The sequence below is a fragment of the Allobosea sp. genome (assembly GCF_017308075.1).
Taxonomy (GTDB): domain Bacteria; phylum Pseudomonadota; class Alphaproteobacteria; order Rhizobiales; family Beijerinckiaceae; genus Allobosea.
In genome coordinates, this window is sequence record NZ_JAFKFX010000039.1 from 49,183 (window position 1) to 65,263 (window position 16,081).

At 68.4% G+C, this 16,081-nt stretch carries 10 protein-coding genes; 7 read left to right on the top strand and 3 right to left on the bottom strand.

Annotation, left to right across the window (positions count from 1 at the left end; translation table 11 throughout):
• The first annotated feature begins 116 nt into the window (after positions 1-116).
• The 4 genes from J0J10_RS20310 to J0J10_RS20325 all read left to right on the top strand — a co-directional run bounded on the left by J0J10_RS20310 (position 117) and on the right by J0J10_RS20325 (position 6,672).
• Positions 117-1,340: a trypsin-like peptidase domain-containing protein gene (locus J0J10_RS20310; protein WP_366825891.1), complete on the top strand. Its 1,224-nt coding sequence runs from the start codon at positions 117-119 to the stop codon at positions 1,338-1,340.
• Positions 1,341-1,528: 188 nt separating this feature from the next.
• Positions 1,529-2,212 (top strand): response regulator transcription factor, encoded by a 684-nt coding sequence (locus J0J10_RS20315; RefSeq protein WP_066470705.1) that lies wholly within the window; start codon positions 1,529-1,531, stop codon positions 2,210-2,212.
• A complete protein-coding gene (locus J0J10_RS20320) occupies positions 2,196-3,695 on the top strand; it encodes a HAMP domain-containing sensor histidine kinase (RefSeq protein WP_291648684.1) in 1,500 nt (499 codons plus the stop codon). The genes J0J10_RS20315 and J0J10_RS20320 overlap by 17 nt, the downstream gene beginning before the upstream one ends.
• A 28-nt stretch (positions 3,696-3,723) precedes the next feature.
• Positions 3,724-6,672, top strand: a complete 2,949-nt coding sequence (locus J0J10_RS20325; RefSeq protein ID WP_291648686.1) for a bifunctional [glutamine synthetase] adenylyltransferase/[glutamine synthetase]-adenylyl-L-tyrosine phosphorylase — start codon at positions 3,724-3,726, stop codon at positions 6,670-6,672.
• A 29-nt stretch (positions 6,673-6,701) separates the two neighbouring features.
• Here J0J10_RS20325 and J0J10_RS20330 read toward each other — a convergent pair whose 3' ends face one another.
• From J0J10_RS20330 to J0J10_RS20340, 3 genes are all read right to left on the bottom strand, one after another.
• Positions 6,702-8,975 (bottom strand): PAS domain-containing sensor histidine kinase, encoded by a 2,274-nt coding sequence (locus tag J0J10_RS20330; protein WP_291648688.1) that lies wholly within the window; start codon positions 8,973-8,975, stop codon positions 6,702-6,704.
• 256 nt (positions 8,976-9,231) lie between these two features.
• Positions 9,232-11,874 (bottom strand): aminopeptidase N, encoded by a 2,643-nt coding sequence (pepN, locus tag J0J10_RS20335; protein WP_291648689.1) that lies wholly within the window; start codon positions 11,872-11,874, stop codon positions 9,232-9,234.
• 79 nt (positions 11,875-11,953) lie between these two features.
• Complete coding sequence (locus tag J0J10_RS20340) at positions 11,954-13,399, bottom strand: cation diffusion facilitator family transporter (RefSeq protein WP_291648691.1); 1,446 nt, start codon at positions 13,397-13,399, stop codon at positions 11,954-11,956.
• Positions 13,400-13,478: 79 nt separating this feature from the next.
• On the opposite strand from J0J10_RS20340, the gene J0J10_RS20345 reads away from it, so the two are divergent.
• The 3 genes from J0J10_RS20345 to J0J10_RS20355 all read left to right on the top strand — a co-directional run bounded on the left by J0J10_RS20345 (position 13,479) and on the right by J0J10_RS20355 (position 15,970).
• Positions 13,479-13,928, top strand: a complete 450-nt coding sequence (locus J0J10_RS20345; RefSeq protein WP_291648693.1) for a VOC family protein — start codon at positions 13,479-13,481, stop codon at positions 13,926-13,928.
• A gap of 99 nt (positions 13,929-14,027) precedes the next feature.
• Positions 14,028-15,071: an aldose epimerase family protein gene (locus J0J10_RS20350; protein WP_291648695.1), complete on the top strand. Its 1,044-nt coding sequence runs from the start codon at positions 14,028-14,030 to the stop codon at positions 15,069-15,071.
• A gap of 5 nt (positions 15,072-15,076) precedes the next feature.
• A complete protein-coding gene (locus J0J10_RS20355) occupies positions 15,077-15,970 on the top strand; it encodes a PfkB family carbohydrate kinase (RefSeq protein ID WP_291648697.1) in 894 nt (297 codons plus the stop codon).
• Positions 15,971-16,081: the final 111 nt, after the last annotated feature.

The following is a 16,081-nucleotide window of genomic DNA, read 5'->3' on the forward strand; positions in this document are numbered from 1 at the left end:
TCACAGCGAACCTTACGAAATCGTCATGCTCGGGCGAAATCCGGGTAAGGCGCCAAGCCTCATGGTGCAGGGGACGAAGCAGGAAAGACCCTGCGATCCGCCGCGAGGTTTGCATCATGAATACCAACGAGAACAAGACCGAGAACACCTTCCGTCAGCCGGCTCCGGCCCGCTCGATCCTGAAGCGCGGCGCGCTGATCGCCGGCGCTGCGACCCTGAGCATCGGCCTGATGGCCGGTCTTGCCGACAACCTGCTGACCAGCCATGGCGGCGCCAACGCCCAGCCGATCCAGCTTTCGGGCGTGCAGATGCAGCTGCCCTCCTTCGCCGACGTCGCCGAGAAGGTGAAGCCGGCCGTCGTCTCGGTCCGCGTCAACTCGCGCCTCGCCGCCACCGGTGAGGAAGGCGAGGGCGGCCCGAACGTCCTGCCGCCCGGCCACCCGCTGGAGCGCTTCTTCCGCCAGTTCGACGAGCAGCAGAGCCCGCGCCTCGGCCGGCCGGCGCCGGAGCGTCGTGCGATGTCGCAGGGTTCGGGCTTCTTCGTCAGCCAGGACGGCTATGTCGTCACCAACAACCACGTCGTCGAGAAGGCGTCCCAGGTCGAGCTCGTCACTGATGATGGCAAGACCCTGACCGCCAAGGTCGTCGGCACCGATCCGCGCACCGATCTCGCTCTGCTCAAGGTCAACGAGTCCGGCAACTATCCCTTCGTCCAGCTGGCCGGCGCCAAGCCGCGCATCGGCGAGTGGGTGATGGCGGTCGGCAACCCGTTCGGTCTCGGCGGCACGGTCACGGCCGGTATCGTCTCGGCCCAGGGCCGCGACATCGGCTCGGGTCCCTATGACGACTTCCTGCAGATTGACGCGGCGGTGAACCGTGGCAATTCCGGCGGCCCGACCTTCAACCTCAAGGGCGAGGTCGTCGGCGTCAACACCGCGATCTTCTCGCCATCCGGCGGCAATGTCGGCATCGCCTTCGCCATTCCGGCGGCGACCGTCAACAGCGTCGTCGAGTCGCTGAAGAAGGACGGCACGGTGGCGCGCGGCTTCATCGGCGTGCAGATCCAGCCGGTCACGGCCGAGGTCGCCGATGCGATCGGCCTGAAGGACGCCAAGGGCGCCCTGATCGCCTCGGCGCAGGTCGACGGTCCGGCCGCCAAGGCCGGCCTGAAGCGCGGCGACACGATCCTGGCCGTCAATGGCGAGAAGATCGCCGACGCCCGCGATCTCTCCCGCAAGATCGCTACCTTCGCGCCGGGCAGCAAGACCAAGCTGACCGTCTGGCGCGACGGGAAGGAGCGCGAGTTCTCCTTCGAGGTCGGTCGCCAGCCGGCGGCCTGACCCGGGCTAGTCCAAGTCGGGCGTGTTCCAGCGCGTCAGTGTAACTTATAGCTGGAACACGCTCCGGGCGGATGGATTTCCCCGGCTGTCACGTCGCCCCCATGCCGGGGAACCCCACCGCTTCCGCGGCAGGTCGGATCGTCACATCCGGCCTGCCGCTTTTCCTTTTGCTGAGGTAACTTGCCGCCATGCGACTCCTGATCGTCGAAGACGACGCCGAAGCGGCGGCCTATCTGGTCAAGGCTTTCCGTGAAGCCGGGCATGTTCCCGACCATGCAGCCGATGGGCTGGAGGGCTATGCGCTCGCCCAGGGCGGCGGCTACGACGTGCTGGTCGTCGACCGCATGTTGCCGCGCATGGACGGGCTCTCGCTGATCCGCTCGCTGCGCGAGCAGGACGACGCGACGCCGGCCCTGATCCTTTCGGCGCTCGCCCAGGTCGACGACCGGGTCAAGGGCCTGCGGGCCGGCGGCGACGACTACCTGCCCAAGCCCTACGCCTTCTCCGAGCTGCTCGCCCGCGTCGAGGTTCTGGCCCGCCGGCGCGGCGCGCCGGCCTCCGAGCCGACCACCTACCGGGTCGGCGATCTCGTGCTCGATCGGCTCGCCCATCGCGTCACCCGCGCCGGCGAGGAGATCGTGCTGCAGCCGCGCGAGTTCCGCCTGCTCGAATATCTGATGAAGCATGCCGGGCAGGTCGTGACCCGCACCATGCTGCTGGAGAACGTCTGGGACTATCATTTCGACCCCCAGACCAATGTCATCGACGTCCATGTCTCGCGGCTGCGCGCCAAGATCGACAAGGGCTTCGAGCATGCGATGATCCACACCATCCGCGGCGCGGGATACATGGTCCGTGATACAGCTCGCTGATCCGGCGCCGGCCGGCGGCCAGCGCCTCCTGCCGAACCTCTTCCGCACCACCGCCTTCAAGCTGACGGCGGTGTATCTCGTCGTCTTCGCGCTCTTCGCCGCCTTCGTGCTCGGCTATGTCGCCTGGAACGCCAAGAGCCTGCTCGACGACCAGATCCGCTCGACCATCGATGCGGAGATCCAGGGCCTGGCCGAGCAGCAGCGCCTTGGCGGCATCCGGCGCCTGGTCCAGGTCATCGAACGGCGCTCGCGCGGTCCGGGCGCCTCGCTCTATCTCGTCGTCACGCCGACGGGCGAGCGTGTCGCGGGGAACATCGAGGCGCTCCAGCCCGGCACGCTCGACCGACCGGGTGAAAAGGAAATCCAGTATGCGCGCTCGTCGGAGGCGCTCGACCAGGTCAACCACGCCATCGTCCGCGTCTTCATGCTGCCGGCCGGTTTCCGGCTGCTCGTCGGCCGCGATGTCGAGGAGCGCGAGCGGCTGCGCGTCATCATCAAGCGCGCCGCCGCCTGGTCGCTCGTGCTCGTCGTGGTGCTCGGCTGCTTCGGCGGCTGGTTCGTGGCGCGGCGCGTGCTCAAGCGCATCGACGGCATGACCGACAGCGCCCGCTCGATCATGGCCGGCGACCTCAAGGGCCGGCTCGCCGTCTCCGGCACCGGTGACGAACTCGACCGTCTCGCCCTCAATCTCAACGCAATGCTCGACCGCATCGGCGAGCTGATGAGCGGCATGCAGCAGGTCTCCGACAATATCGCCCATGACCTCAAGACGCCGCTGACGCGCCTGCGCAACCGCGCCGAGGAGGCACTGCGCACCGCAGAGACGCCGGAGCAGCTGCGCGCCGCATTGGACGGAGCGATCGACGAGGCCGACGGGCTGATTCGCGTCTTCAACGCCCTCCTGATGATCGCTCGCCTCGAGACCAGGCAAATCAGCGACAGCATGGCCCCGCTCGACCTCGCCGAGATCGTCGATGGGCTCGGCGAGCTCTACGAGCCGCTGGCCGAGGAGGCAGGGCTCTCGCTCTCGGTCAAAGTCGAGCCCGGGCTTTCGCTGACCGGCAATCGCGAGCTGATCGGCCAGGCGCTGGCCAACCTCATCGACAACGCCCTGAAATACGGCAAGCCGGAGGGGGAGGCGCCGGCGACGGTCGAGGTCACGGCAAGGCGCGTCGGCGATATGGTCGAGCTCGGCGTCGCCGATCACGGCGCGGGCATTCCCGAAGCCGACCGAGCCCGGGTGCTCGAGCGTTTCGTCCGGCTCGACAAGAGCCGCAGCAAGCCGGGCTTCGGCCTCGGCCTGGCGCTGGCTTCCGCGGTGGCGCGCCTGCATGGCGGTGCGGTGCAACTCGCGGACAACGCGCCCGGGCTGCGTGTCGAGATGTCCCTGCCGCTGGCGCCGCCCGCTGTGGAAAGTCCGGCCGTGGAAGAGCCTGCGGGCTCGACTTCCCCGCCAAAGCCGGCAGGGTTCCAGTCGGCCTGAATCGGGCCGTTGCCGGGGAGAGGGCCTCATGGGCGAGCCGCTATGCGAGCGCTTGAAGGCGGCGCCGGTCCTGCCGGCAAGGACGAGGGCCGAGCCGCTGGTCGCGCGTGAGTTGCTTGAGCGGCTTCATGATGCGGAGACGGGGGCGGCGCTCGCCGCGCATTTTTCCGGGTATCCGGCCGCGCAGGATCTCGTTGCCGGCATCCTCGCCCATTCGCCCTTCCTCACCCAGATCATGCGGCGCGACCCCGCCGGGCTGCTCGCATCCCTGACCGCCGACCCGGCCGAGCGTCGCGACGGGCTGCTGCGTGGGATCGCGGAGGCTTCCGGTCCCGAGACGGCCACCGCCGATCTGATGCGCGAGCTGCGCCGTTTCCGGCAGGCGATGGCGCTGCTCGTCGCGCTTGCCGATATCGGCGGCGCCTGGACGGTCGAGGAGGTGACGCAGGCTCTGAGCGCGACGGCCGACATGGCGGTTAGGCTCGCGACCGAGCATGCGCTGCGCCAGGCAGCCGATCTCAGCCGGATCACGCTGCCGGATGCAGGCGATCCCGGCGCCGGCTCGGGCCTCGTCGTGCTCGCGCTCGGCAAGCATGGCGCCGGCGAGCTGAACTACTCTTCCGATATCGATATCGTCGTCTTCTTCGATCCGGAGGTCGCCGAGGCGGCCGGTGTCGCCGAGCCCTCGAGCTTCTTCGTCAAGCTCACCCAGCAGATCGCCCGCATCATCCAGGAGCGCACGCCGGACGGCTATGTCTTCCGCGTCGATCTGCGGCTGCGGCCCGACCCCGGCTCGACCCATGTCGCGGTCGCCCTGCCGACGGCCTATTCCTATTACGAGACGGTCGGCCAGAACTGGGAACGCGCGGCGATGATCAAGGCCCGCCCGGTCGCCGGCGACCTCGAACTCGGCCGCCGCTTCATCGCCGATCTCGCCCCCTTCATCTGGCGCAAATATTTCGACTTCGCCGCCATCGCCGACATCCATGCGATGAAGCGGCAGATCCAGTCGGTGAAGGGCTTCGAGACGCTCAGCCTGCCCGGCCACAACGTCAAGCTCGGCCGTGGCGGCATCCGCGAGATCGAGTTCTTCGTCCAGACCCAGCAGCTCGTTTTCGGCGGCCGCAGGCCGGCGCTGCGCGGGCCGCGGACCGTCGACATGCTGGGCGAGCTGACCAATGAGGGCTGGATCAACCCGCAGGCCCGCGATGAGCTTACCGAATCCTATCGCTTCCTGCGCACCATCGAGCATCGCCTGCAGATGCGCCATGACGAGCAGACTCAGACCCTGCCGGCCGAGGCCAAGGACCTGGAAGCCTTCGCCCGCTTCTGCGGCTATCCCTCTACCCTTGCCTTCGACAAGGCGCTGACCGCGCATGCCAGGCGGGTCGAGAGCCATTACGCACTGCTCTTCGAGGATGCGCCGAGTCTCGCCAGCGATGCCGGGGCGCTCTCCTTCACCGGCACCGAGGACGATCCGGAGACGCTCGAAACGCTGCGCAAGCTCGGTTTCCGCCAGCCCTCGGTGGCGGCTGAGACGGTGCGCGGCTGGCATTTCGGCCGCCGGCCGGCCGTGACCAGCGCCCGCGCCCGCGAGGTCCTGACCGAGCTGACGCCGGCCCTGCTGGTCGCGCTCGGGCGCACCACCGATCCCGATGGCGCGCTCGCCCATCTCGACAACGCCTTCGTGCGCATGCCGGCGGCGGTCGAGCTTCTGACCCTGCTGCGCTCCCGCGAGGCTTTGCTCGGCATCTTCGCCGAGATCCTCGGCAGTGCGCCGCGCCTTGCCAAGGTCGCGGCGCTCTACCCGCATGTGCTCGACGCCGTGATCGATCCCGCCTTTGGCACGCCCGGCCAGGGCGGCGAGGCGGTGGCAAGACGCGTCCGGGCGGTCGTCGGCACGCCCGAGAGCGTCGAGGACGGGCTCGACCGGATGCGCGATGCGGCGCGCCAGGAGAATTTCCTGGTCGGCGCCCGCCTGCTGTCGGGGGTGATCACCGCCGAGCAGGCCAGCGATGGCTATGCGGCGGTCGCCGAGGCCTGCCTGCGGACGGCATTCGAGGATACCCGCACCGCCTTCGTCGCCGAGCATGGTGCCATCCCCGACGCCGAGGCTGTCGTGGTCGGGCTCGGCCGGCTCGGAGCCGGGGAGCTGACCCCGTCCTCCGACCTCGACCTGATGCTGCTCTACGACCGGCCCGAGCATGCCGAGCCGAGCGCCGGTGCGCGCCCGCTCGATCCGGTCACCTGGCATGTGCGCTTCAGCCAGCGCCTGGTCGCGGCCCTGACGGTGCCGACGCGGCGGGGCACGCTCTATCAGGTCGATCTGCGTCTGCGTCCCTCCGGCAACAAGAGCCCGGCGGCGACGCAGTTCGAGGGTTTCATCGCCTATCATCAGGGCGAGGCCGAGATCTGGGAGGAAATGGCGCTGACCCGCGCCCGCATCGTGGCGGGCGATCCGGCGCTGGGCCAGCGCGCCGAAGCCGCCATCCGCGATATTCTGCGGCGTCGGCGCGATCCAGCCAAGGTCGCTGCAGCGGTCGCCGAGATGCGCGCTTTGATCGCGAAGGAGAAGGGCGAGGCCGATCCCTGGGACCTCAAGCTCGCCGCCGGTGGCCTGACCGATCTCGACTTCCTCGCCCAGTTCCTCGTCCTCGCCCATGCCCATGATCACCCGGAACTGCTGGCCCGGACCACGGCGGGGGTGTTCCAGGCGGCGCGCGGCACCGGCCTGATCACGGAGGAGGATGCGCTGCGTCTCGCCGAAGCGGCGCGGTTGCTCGGCGACGTCCAGCTCTGGCAGCGCTTCACGGTCGAGGAGCGCTTCGACCCCAAGGCGGTGCCGGAACGGGTGCTGCGCCGGATCGCGACGGCCGTTGGCCTGCCGGACGCCAAGGTGCTGAAGGCCGAACTCGACGAGACGCGCGGGCGGGTCCGGGCGCTGTTTCGCCAGATCCTGGCCGCGGCGAAGGGCTGAAGGCCAAGGCCGCCGGCGGCAGGCCGCGATCAGGCGGCGACGAGATCGAAGCTCGGGCTGATTTCGTGCTTCAAAGGCAGGTGCACCATGACAATGGTGCCCGAGCCCATCACCGAACGGATGCGCAGGCCGCCGCCATGCAGCTCTGCCAGCGAGCGGGCGATCGCCAGTCCCAGCCCCGAGCCCTTGTAGCTGCGCGCCAGCTCGCCCTCGACCTGCTCGAAGGGGCGGCCGATCCGGCCGATCTTCTCAGGCGGGATGCCGATGCCGGAATCCTCGACATAGATGTTGAGGGCGCCCGGCGCCGGCCGCACGCGGACCGCGATCGTGCCGCCTTCCGGCGTGAACTTCACGGCGTTGTCGAGCAGGTTGGAGAGAATCTGGAACAGGGCATGCGAATCCGCCTCGAGGCGCAGATCGCCGGGCACCTCGCAGGAGAAGGAAAGCTGCTTGCCGGCGATTGCTTCCTGGTGTGTCCGTGCCGCCTCGGCGATGACCGGATCGAGCGCGACCTCGGTCTTTTCCAGCGTGACCTTGCCGGCCTCGATCTTGGCCATGTTGAGAATGTCGTTGATCACGGCGAGCAGATAGCCACCGCTGGAGCGGATGTCGCGGACATACTCCTCATAGCGCTCCGAGCCGAGATCGCCGAACAGCCGCGCCTCCATGATCTCGGAGAAGCCGATGATGGCGTTGAGCGGCGTGCGCAGCTCATGGCTCATATTGGCGAGGAATTCTGACTTGGCCCGGTTGGCGCTCTCCGCCGAGGCCTTCTGTTCGAGATAGAGCTCGGCGAGCTCCGCGAGCTGCTGGGCCTGGGCCTCGAGCTTCTGGCGCGAGGCCTTGAGGTCGGTCACCGAGGTCAGAAGCTGGTGCTCGGAGCGGGTCAGGCGCTCTTCCTGCTGCTTCAACGTGGTGATGTCGGTGCCGACCGAGACCGAGCCGCCATCCTTGGTGCGGCGGCCGTTGATCTGGAGCCAGCGCCCGTCCGAGAGCTTGGCTTCGTAGGAATGGCTGCCGGGTTCGGCGCGCGAGCTGCGGACCGGCTCGCGGTCGACGCTGGGTTGGGCGCTGCAGCCCATGATCGCCTCGTAGCTGGTGCCGGCGCGCATCAGTTCCGCCGGGAGCTGGTGGAGCTGCTGGTATTTGGCGTTGCAGAGCACGAGCTTGCGGTCGGCGTCCCAGAGCACGAAGGCTTCCGAGATTGCCTCGACGGCGTCGCGCAGGCGCGCATCGGCGGTCGCGGTGCGGGCGGCCATGCGGTGCTGTTCGGAGATGTCGACGACGATGCCGACGAGATGGCGGGCGCCAGTGCGGCGGTCGATCACCAGCTCGGCGCGGGCCTTCAGCCAGATCCATTGACCGCTGGCGTCGCGGACGCGGAACTCCTGGTCGAGATGGGTCGCCTCATCGCGGCTGATCGCGTCGGCGAGCGCATAGAGATCGGCATCGTCGGGGTGGATGAAGGCGTTCACTTCGCCGAAGGACATGAACTCGCCCATGCGGTCGTAGCCGAGCATGGCGTACATGGAATCCGACCAGTAGATCCGGCCCTTCGCCAGGTCCCAGTCCCAGAGGCCGCAATGGCCGCGGCTGAGGGCAGTGTCGATGCGCTCGCGCACGCAGTCGCAATCGTCGTCGGCGGCGCGGGCGCGCTTCGACTGCAGGATGAAGGCGAGGGTGATGCCGGCGAGCACGATCGCGGCCGAGACGAACAGCACGAGGATCGAGCGGCTCCGCTCCTCCCAGAGCGACAGCGCTCCCTTGACCGGCTGGAGCACGGCAACCTGGCCGAAGGGCGCGGCGAGGTTGCGCACGGTCGCCAGCGTCTCGAGGCCGCCCGGCAGCATGATCCTCATCACCCCGGCGCGCTCGGCGAACACCGTCAGGGCCTGGGCCGGACCGAGCAGCTCGACGAGGCTGCGGCTGCCGCTGCCCAGCATCGGTTCGCTGGCGATCACCCGGCCGGACACGTCGCTGACATGCACGATGCGGCCACGACCGGCGATGTGCCTGGTGCTCAGGCCGGCGAGGATGGTGCGCAGATTTTTCTCGTCGCGGGAGGCAAGATCGAGCTCGCGAGCCAGCAAGGTGGCGAGAATATCCAGATCCGTTTCTGTATCGGCGAGAGTGTCGTCTCGCAGCGCGCTGGTCTGGACATAGGCGCCGAGCGCCATGATCACGACAAAACAGGCGACCAGAGCCGGTATTACCTTGCGGAAGGTAGGTTCCAGCTTTTCAAAGCGCTGGTAGAGCGGGTGCGTCAGGGATCTTGCGACCCCCAGAATTGAGCCAGCGCGCACGTTTGCGCAAGCCGCGTTTGCACGCGCCATGCCCGTCCCCCTTCGGAAGATGTACCGTCAGTAAGATCGGGAGACGTGCCGCATCCCCGAATCAGTTTCAGTTGAATCCGCGGGCGGTCTTTTGTCTAGCTTTGAGTTGAGTGATACACGCACTTTACGCGCTATGGTTGCTTAAAATTGTCGATGAATCCTGTGCGCGTAATGAAGCGTTAACCATTTCGACTGGCGGCGCCGGAGCGCCGCTTTTGCCGTAACGTCAGGCCAGCGAGCGGGCCGCGATATCGGAAACGTCGCGTGACAGCCCCGGCGTCGCCGCGACCATGCGCAGCGCGCTCCTGGCCAGGTCCCGCCGGCCCGGTTCGAGCATGCGCCAGGTCTTGAACGCGCCGAGCAGACGCGATGCAACCTGGGGATTGGCGCGGTCGAGCTCGGTGACGATGCCGGCGATGAAGCCGTAGCCGGCGCCGTCGGCGCGGTTGAACTGCGTCAGATTGGCGGAGAAGCCGCCGATCAGCGCCCGCACGCGATTGGGGTTGCCGAGCGAGAAGGCCGGGCTCGCCATCAATGCCTTGACGCGGTCGAGCGTGCCGGCTTCCGGGATCAGCGCCTGCGCCATCAGCCATTTGTCGAGGACGAGGGGTTCGTCGGCATAAAGCTCGGCGAAGCGGCCGATCAGAGCCTCGCGCGCCTCGCCGGGGATCAGCGTCATGGCGGCCAGCGCCGCGAGCCGGTCGGTGAGGTTGTCCGCCTCGGCGTACCGGGCTTGTGCCAGGGCGCTGGCTTCGACCGGCAGGGCGAGGGCGAGCAGGCCGAGCGCTTCGTTGCGCAGCGCCCTTTGGCCGGCGGGGCCGGCTGCCGGCGAATAGGGGCCGTGCTGGCGCAGCTGCGCCTGCAATGCGGAGAGCGGCTCCGCCAGAGCTGCTCCGATCGCCCGGGACAAGGCGCGATGGGCCGCGAACACGGCATCGGGGTCGACATCCTTGCCGATCTCGCGGGCGATGTCGGCAGCGCTCGGCAGGCGCAGGACCTGCGCGGCGAAGGCTGGGTCGGCCATGGCCGGGCCGGCGAGGAAATCTGCCAGGGCGGCCGCGAGTTCGCGGGCCTTTTCGGCGAGCTCGGAGAGATTGCCGCTCTTGCCCGCGCGCACCAATGCCCGGGTCGCCACGGTCTGGAAGGCCTGCCAGCGGTTGAAGGAATCGCTGTCGGCGGTGAACAGGCGCAGCAGTTCGGCATCGCCGAGATCGAGCTCGAGCCGCACCGGGGCCGAGAAGCCGCGCAGCAGCGATGGGGTTGGGGCCTCGGAAAGGCCGGTGAAGGTCAGGTTGAGCGAGGGCTGGTCGAGCACGACGACCCCGCCCGCCTTCAGTGCCGGGGAGATACTGTTGAGCGGCAGGTCGCCGGTTTTCCCGACGAGGCCGAGCGCCACCGGGATCACGACGGGCGCCTTTTCTTCCTGCCCCGGCGTCGGCGGTGTCGATTGCGCGAGTTCGAGCGTGTAGCTGCCTGCTGCCGCATCATAATGGCCGGAGGCGACGACTGTCGGCGTGCCCGCCTGCTCGTACCATCTGGCGAAATGCGTGAGATCCTGGCCGGAGGTCTCGATGAAGCAGTCGAGGAACTCCTCGATCGTCGCGGCTGTGCCGTCGCAACGCTCGAAATAGAGGTCCATGCCACGCGCGAAGGCGTCGTCGCCGGTCAGAACCTTGAGCATGCGGATGACTTCCGCGCCCTTCTCATAGACCGTCGGCGTGTAGAAGTTGTTGATCTCCTTGTAGGCGCGCGGCCTGACCGGATGGGCGAGCGGGCCGGCATCCTCGGAGAACTGGGTCGAGCGCAGCGTGCGGACATCGGAGATGCGCTTCACCGGGCGCGAGCGCTCGTCGGAGGAGAATTCCTGGTCGCGGAAGACCGTGAGACCCTCCTTCAGGCAGAGCTGGAACCAGTCGCGGCAGGTGATGCGGTTTCCGGTCCAGTTATGGAAATACTCATGGGCGATGATCGCCTCGATCGAGATGTAGTCGCCGTCGCTCGCCGTCAGGGGATCGGCCAGGACATATTTGTCGTTGAAGATGTTGAGGCCCTTGTTCTCCATCGCGCCCATGTTGAAGTCCGACACGGCGACGACGTTGAACACGTCGAGATCGTAGTTGCGGCCGAAGACGCGCTCGTCCCAGCGCATGCAGCGCACCAGCGAGTCGAGCGCCCAGCCGGCGCGCCCGGCCTTGCCCGGCTCGACATAGACCGCGAGCTCGACCTTGCGGCCCTCGGCGGTGACATAGGGCTGGCGGATATGGTCGAGCCGGCCGCCGACGATGGCGAAGAGATAGGCCGGCTTGGGGTGTGGGTCATGCCAGACGGCGAAATGGCGCTCGCCGCCGGGGAGCTCCCCGGAGGCGACGAGGTTGCCGTTCGCCAGCAGAACCGGCGCCTCGGCCTTCACCGCCTCCAGCCTGACCGTGTAGACGCTCATCACGTCCGGTCGGTCGAGGAAATAGGTGATGCGCCGGAAGCCGTCGGCCTCGCATTGCGTGCAATAGACGCCGCTTGAGCGGTAGAGGCCCATCAGCTTGGTGTTGGCGGCCGGGTTCAGCTCCGTCTCGATCCGCAGCGAGAAGGCCCGATCGGGCGGGGAGGGCAGCGTCAGAGACTGCGGCGTCGCCGTATAGAGAGTGGGGGCGAGCGGCACATCGTCGAGCGCGATCGAGCCGAGCGCGAGCTCGTCGCCGTCGAGCACCAGCGGCGCGCCCTGGCGGCCCTGCGGGTTCGGCCGGAGCTTCAGCAGGGAGCGCACCCGCGTGCGGTTCGCATCGAGGAGGATGTCGAGGTCGACGGTGTCGATCAGCCAGTCGGAAGGGCGGTAGTCCTCGAGGCGGATCATCGGGGCATCTTCGGCGCGCATGGCTCGTCCGATCATTGGTAAGGCTGGTTGCTTGTCTTACAGGCTGGGCGGGCGATCCGAAAACCGGCCCGTGACCAAGCTAATGGCGTTGCGCGCTGGCGACCGGCTCGGCATGGCTGACCAGTCGGCAGACATCGGGTCGCGCCTGCCGGACCGCCCGCTCGATCGCATCGACGGCATTGTGCACGGCGGCGACATCGAGTGCGCCCTCGGCCCGGCAGTGATAGTTGACGACGAGGCCGTTGCGGGTTTCGCGCACGCGCACCGAATGGATGTCGCGGATCGGCCCTCCGGCCTCGGCGGCGCGCGCCGCCTCCTGGGCGATCGCCTTGCCGATCGCCTCGACCGTTTCCCAGGCGGCGTTGTGGCCGCTCGGCTGGCTGGTCTCCATCGGCTCGATATGGGTCTCGACCTCGGTTTCGCCGCCGAATTCCGCCCGGATCGCGCTTTCAAGACGGGTCGCGATGTCGTGCGCCTCGGACAGCGGCAGGCCGGCGTCGACCTCCATGTCGAGCGAGACCGAGAGGCGTTCGCCGATCGAGTGGACGCTGACATGGTGCACCGGCACCTTCATCTTGAGCGCAATCAGCAGGACGCGTTCGAGGGCGGTCTCGTCATCGACCTGGACGGGATTGGCGGTGACGGTGATTTCGGCGCCGGGCTCTGCCGCGGCCAGGGCTGCGAGCAGCTCCGTCTTGATCGCCGTGACGCGGTCGAGCGGCAGGGTGCGCGAGACCAGGATGCCGATCTCGCCCTGCACCTGGCCGCCGGCGGGGCGCAGCTTCAGCCATTCGATGCCGACGACGCCGGGCACTTCGGCCGCTGCCTGCCTCAGCCGCTCCGAAACCCCTTTCGGGGCGGCGTCGATCAGCGTATCGATGGTGCGCCGGCCGAGCCGATAGGCGGTCAGGATCATGTAGACCGCGAGTCCGAGCGCCGTCGCGCTGTCGGCCATGGGCACGCCCATCCGCGACAGGACGAGGCCGGCGAGCACCAACGCGGTGCCGACGAAATCGGTGGCGAAATGCGTCGCCTCGGCGGCGAGCGCCTCGCTGCGGGTGTCTCGCGCCACGGTGGTCAGGGCCCGCCAGCGCGTCGCGTCGACCATCAGTGAGAACAGGAGCACGCCGACGACGAGCGCGGTCACCTCGACAGGCGGCTCGGTGCCCGCCCGCAGACGGTTGATCGCCTCCCACAGGATCGCGCCCGAGAGGCCGAACAGGATCGCGGTTTCGAGCAGCGCCGCCAGCGCCTCGACCTTGCCGTGCCCGTAATGATGCTTGTCGTCGGCCGGCTTGTCGGCAGCGCGCACCGCGAACCAGGTGAACAGGGTCGAGCCGATATCGATCAGCCCCTGCAGCGCGTCGGTCAGCAGGGCGAGCGAGCCGGAGACCAGCGCCGCCGCGAACTTCGCCAGCGTCAGCAGGAGGCTGGCGGCCACCGAGAGCGCCGCCGCTCTCTGCTTGATCTGCGACACCTCGGCCGAAGCCGCCGCCGCCGGCATGCGATCCTGCGTGTCGCTCATGATATGTCCGCGTGAGCCCTCTTGGCGAATTGCGGGTTTGGCCCGATCTATCGGCCAGATCAACCCTGGGAGAAGAGCTGTGAGATATCTCCACACCATGGTGCGCGTCACCGACCTCGATGCCGCACTCGATTTCTACGTGACCAAGTTCGGTCTGGTCGAAACCCGCCGCATGGAGAGCGAAAAGGGCCGTTTCACCCTTGTCTTCCTGGCCGCGCCGGAAGACGCGCCGCATGTGAAGGAGCAGGGCAGCCGGGGGCGGCCGACCCTGGAGCTGACCTATAACTGGGATCCGGAGGTCTACACCGGCGGCCGCAATTTCGGCCACCTCGCCTATGAGGTCGACGATATCTACGCCACCTGCGACAAGCTGATGAAGGCCGGCATCACCATCAACCGGCCGCCGCGCGACGGCAACATGGCCTTCATCCGCTCGCCCGACAACATCTCGATCGAATTGCTGCAGAAGGGCGATCCCAAGCCGCCGGCAGAGCCATGGCTGAGCATGCCGAACACCGGCGTTTGGTGAGCGAGTCTCCCACCGGGCGGCTTGTCCGCCCGGTCTTTCCGGCGATATGGCCAGTCAGGCCGGCGCCCCGGTCGAGGCGTCGCTAAAGGGGGGGTGGTCTTGAACAAAGCTCTCATCGGACATCTCGACGACGGCACGCCGATTCACGAAGCGAAGCTGCATTCGCCCGGCGGCGCCGAGGCCAGGGTGATGGAATGGGGCGCCGTGCTGCGCGACCTCGTCGTGCCGCTGCCGGGTGGCGGCCGCCAGCGCGTCGTGCTCGGCTTCCCGAACTTCGCGGACTATCCCGCGCATTCGCCGCACATGGGTGCGATCGCCGGCCGTTTCGCCAACCGCATCGGCCATGGCCGCTTCATGCTCGACGGCGTGTCCCATCGCACGCCGCTGAATCAAGGCGGCAAGCACTCGCTGCATGGCGGCGGCCAGGGGTTCGGCAAGCGGCCCTGGACGATGATCCAGCACGACGAGGCGAGCGTGACGCTGGCGCTGGTCTCGGCCGATGGCGATGCCGGCTATCCCGGTACGCTGCGGGTCTGGTGCCGCTACGCCCTCGTCGACGGCGCGACGCTGCGCCTCGAACTCTCGGCCACCACCGATGCGCCGACCATCGTCAATCTCGCGCATCACTCCTATTTCCGGCTCGATGACGGACCCGACATCCTCGACCATGAGCTCGAGGTCCGCGCCAATCTGACCACGCCGGTCGATGCTGACCTGATCCCCGACGGCTCGCTCGCCGATGTCGCCGGCACGCCCTTCGATTTCCGCAAGGCCCGGCCGATCCGCTTCGCCAGTCAGGATGGCGGCCGCTTCTGGTACGACCACAACTATGTGCTGCGCCGCGACCGGCGCGAGCCGGCGGCTGGCGGACTCGAACTCGCCCATGCCGCGACGCTGCGCTCACGGCGCTCGGGGCTCGCCATGGAGATCTGGACGACCGAGCCGGCGCTGCAGGTCTATGACGGCGCCAAGCTCGCTACCCCGGTGCCCGGGCTGGACGGTGTTGCCTATGGAGCCAATGGCGGGATAGCGCTGGAGCCGCAGCATGTGCCGGATTCGCCGAACCTGCCGCATTTTCCCTCAACGGTGCTGCGGCCGGGCGAGGTCTATCGCCAGCTCAGTGAATTCAGGTTCGGGGTCTGAGCTTCATGGCCGGTGTCTTCTGTCTTGGTATCGCGACCCTCGACTATGTCTACAGCGTCTCGCATGTCCCGAGCCCCGGCGAGAAGGATCGCGCGCGCGACCTCGTCGTCACCGGCGGCGGCTGCGCCGGCAGCGGCTCGGTCGCGGTCGCGCGTTCGGGCGGCAAGGCCTGGCTCGCGACCCGGCTCGGCGACGACCTGACCGGCGACGCCATCCTCGCTGATCTGCATCGCGACGGCGTCGACACTGCCTTCGCCAGGCGCTTTCCCGGCCTGCGCTCGCCTGTCTCCGCGATCCTGGTCGACGCCCAGGGCGAGCGCATGGTGGTGTCCTATACCGACCCCGAGACCCCGCTCGAGCCCGACTGGCTGCCGGCTGCGCTGCCAGTGGGCGCCGATGCGGTGCTGGTCGATACGCGCTGGGGCGAGGGCTCCCTCGCGGCGCTGAAGCTGGCGCGGGCGGCGGGTGTGCCCGGCGTCATCGATGGCGACCGCCAGCCGACCCATCCGGAGATGATTACGACCGCCAGCCATGTCGCCTTCAGCGAAAAGGCGCTCACCGAGATCTGCGGCGAGGGCGACCCGCGCGAGGCCCTGGCCGGGCTGGCGCGGGGGGCTGAGAACTGGCTCGCCGTCACGCTCGGCCATCGCGGCGTGCTGTTCATGGAGAACGGCGGCATCGCCCATCTGCCGGCCTTCCCGATCGAGGCGGTCGACACGCTCGGCGCCGGCGATGTCTGGCATGGCGCCTTCGCGCTGGCGCTTGCCGAAGGGCAGAGCGAGCGGGCAGCGGTGCGCTTCGCCTCGGCTGTCGCCGCAATCAAATGCACCCGTTTCGGTGGCCGGGCCGGCACGCCGAAGCGCGAGGAGGTCGAGCGTTTTCTGGCCGCGCATCCCTGACTGCCCGCGCGCTGAGCGGCGCTGCCCGTAATTTGGGCAGTGCCCGGCAGGCTGGCCCTTGCCGATGAATTCCGGGCACGGAAGACTGCAGCGGTCCGCCAGAGACGGCCT

Bases quoted from the DNA above. Each gene is read 5' to 3' on its own strand.
- J0J10_RS20310 (WP_366825891.1), top strand. From the start codon at position 117: ATGAATACCAACGAGAACAAGACCGAGAACACCTTCCGTCAGCCGGCT.
- J0J10_RS20315 (WP_066470705.1), top strand. From the start codon at position 1,529: ATGCGACTCCTGATCGTCGAAGACGACGCCGAAGCGGCGGCCTATCTG.
- J0J10_RS20325 (WP_291648686.1), top strand. From the start codon at position 3,724: ATGGGCGAGCCGCTATGCGAGCGCTTGAAGGCGGCGCCGGTCCTGCCG.
- pepN (WP_291648689.1), bottom strand. From the start codon at position 11,874: ATGCGCGCCGAAGATGCCCCGATGATCCGCCTCGAGGACTACCGCCCT.
- J0J10_RS20340 (WP_291648691.1), bottom strand. From the start codon at position 13,399: ATGAGCGACACGCAGGATCGCATGCCGGCGGCGGCGGCTTCGGCCGAG.
- J0J10_RS20355 (WP_291648697.1), top strand. From the start codon at position 15,077: ATGGCCGGTGTCTTCTGTCTTGGTATCGCGACCCTCGACTATGTCTAC.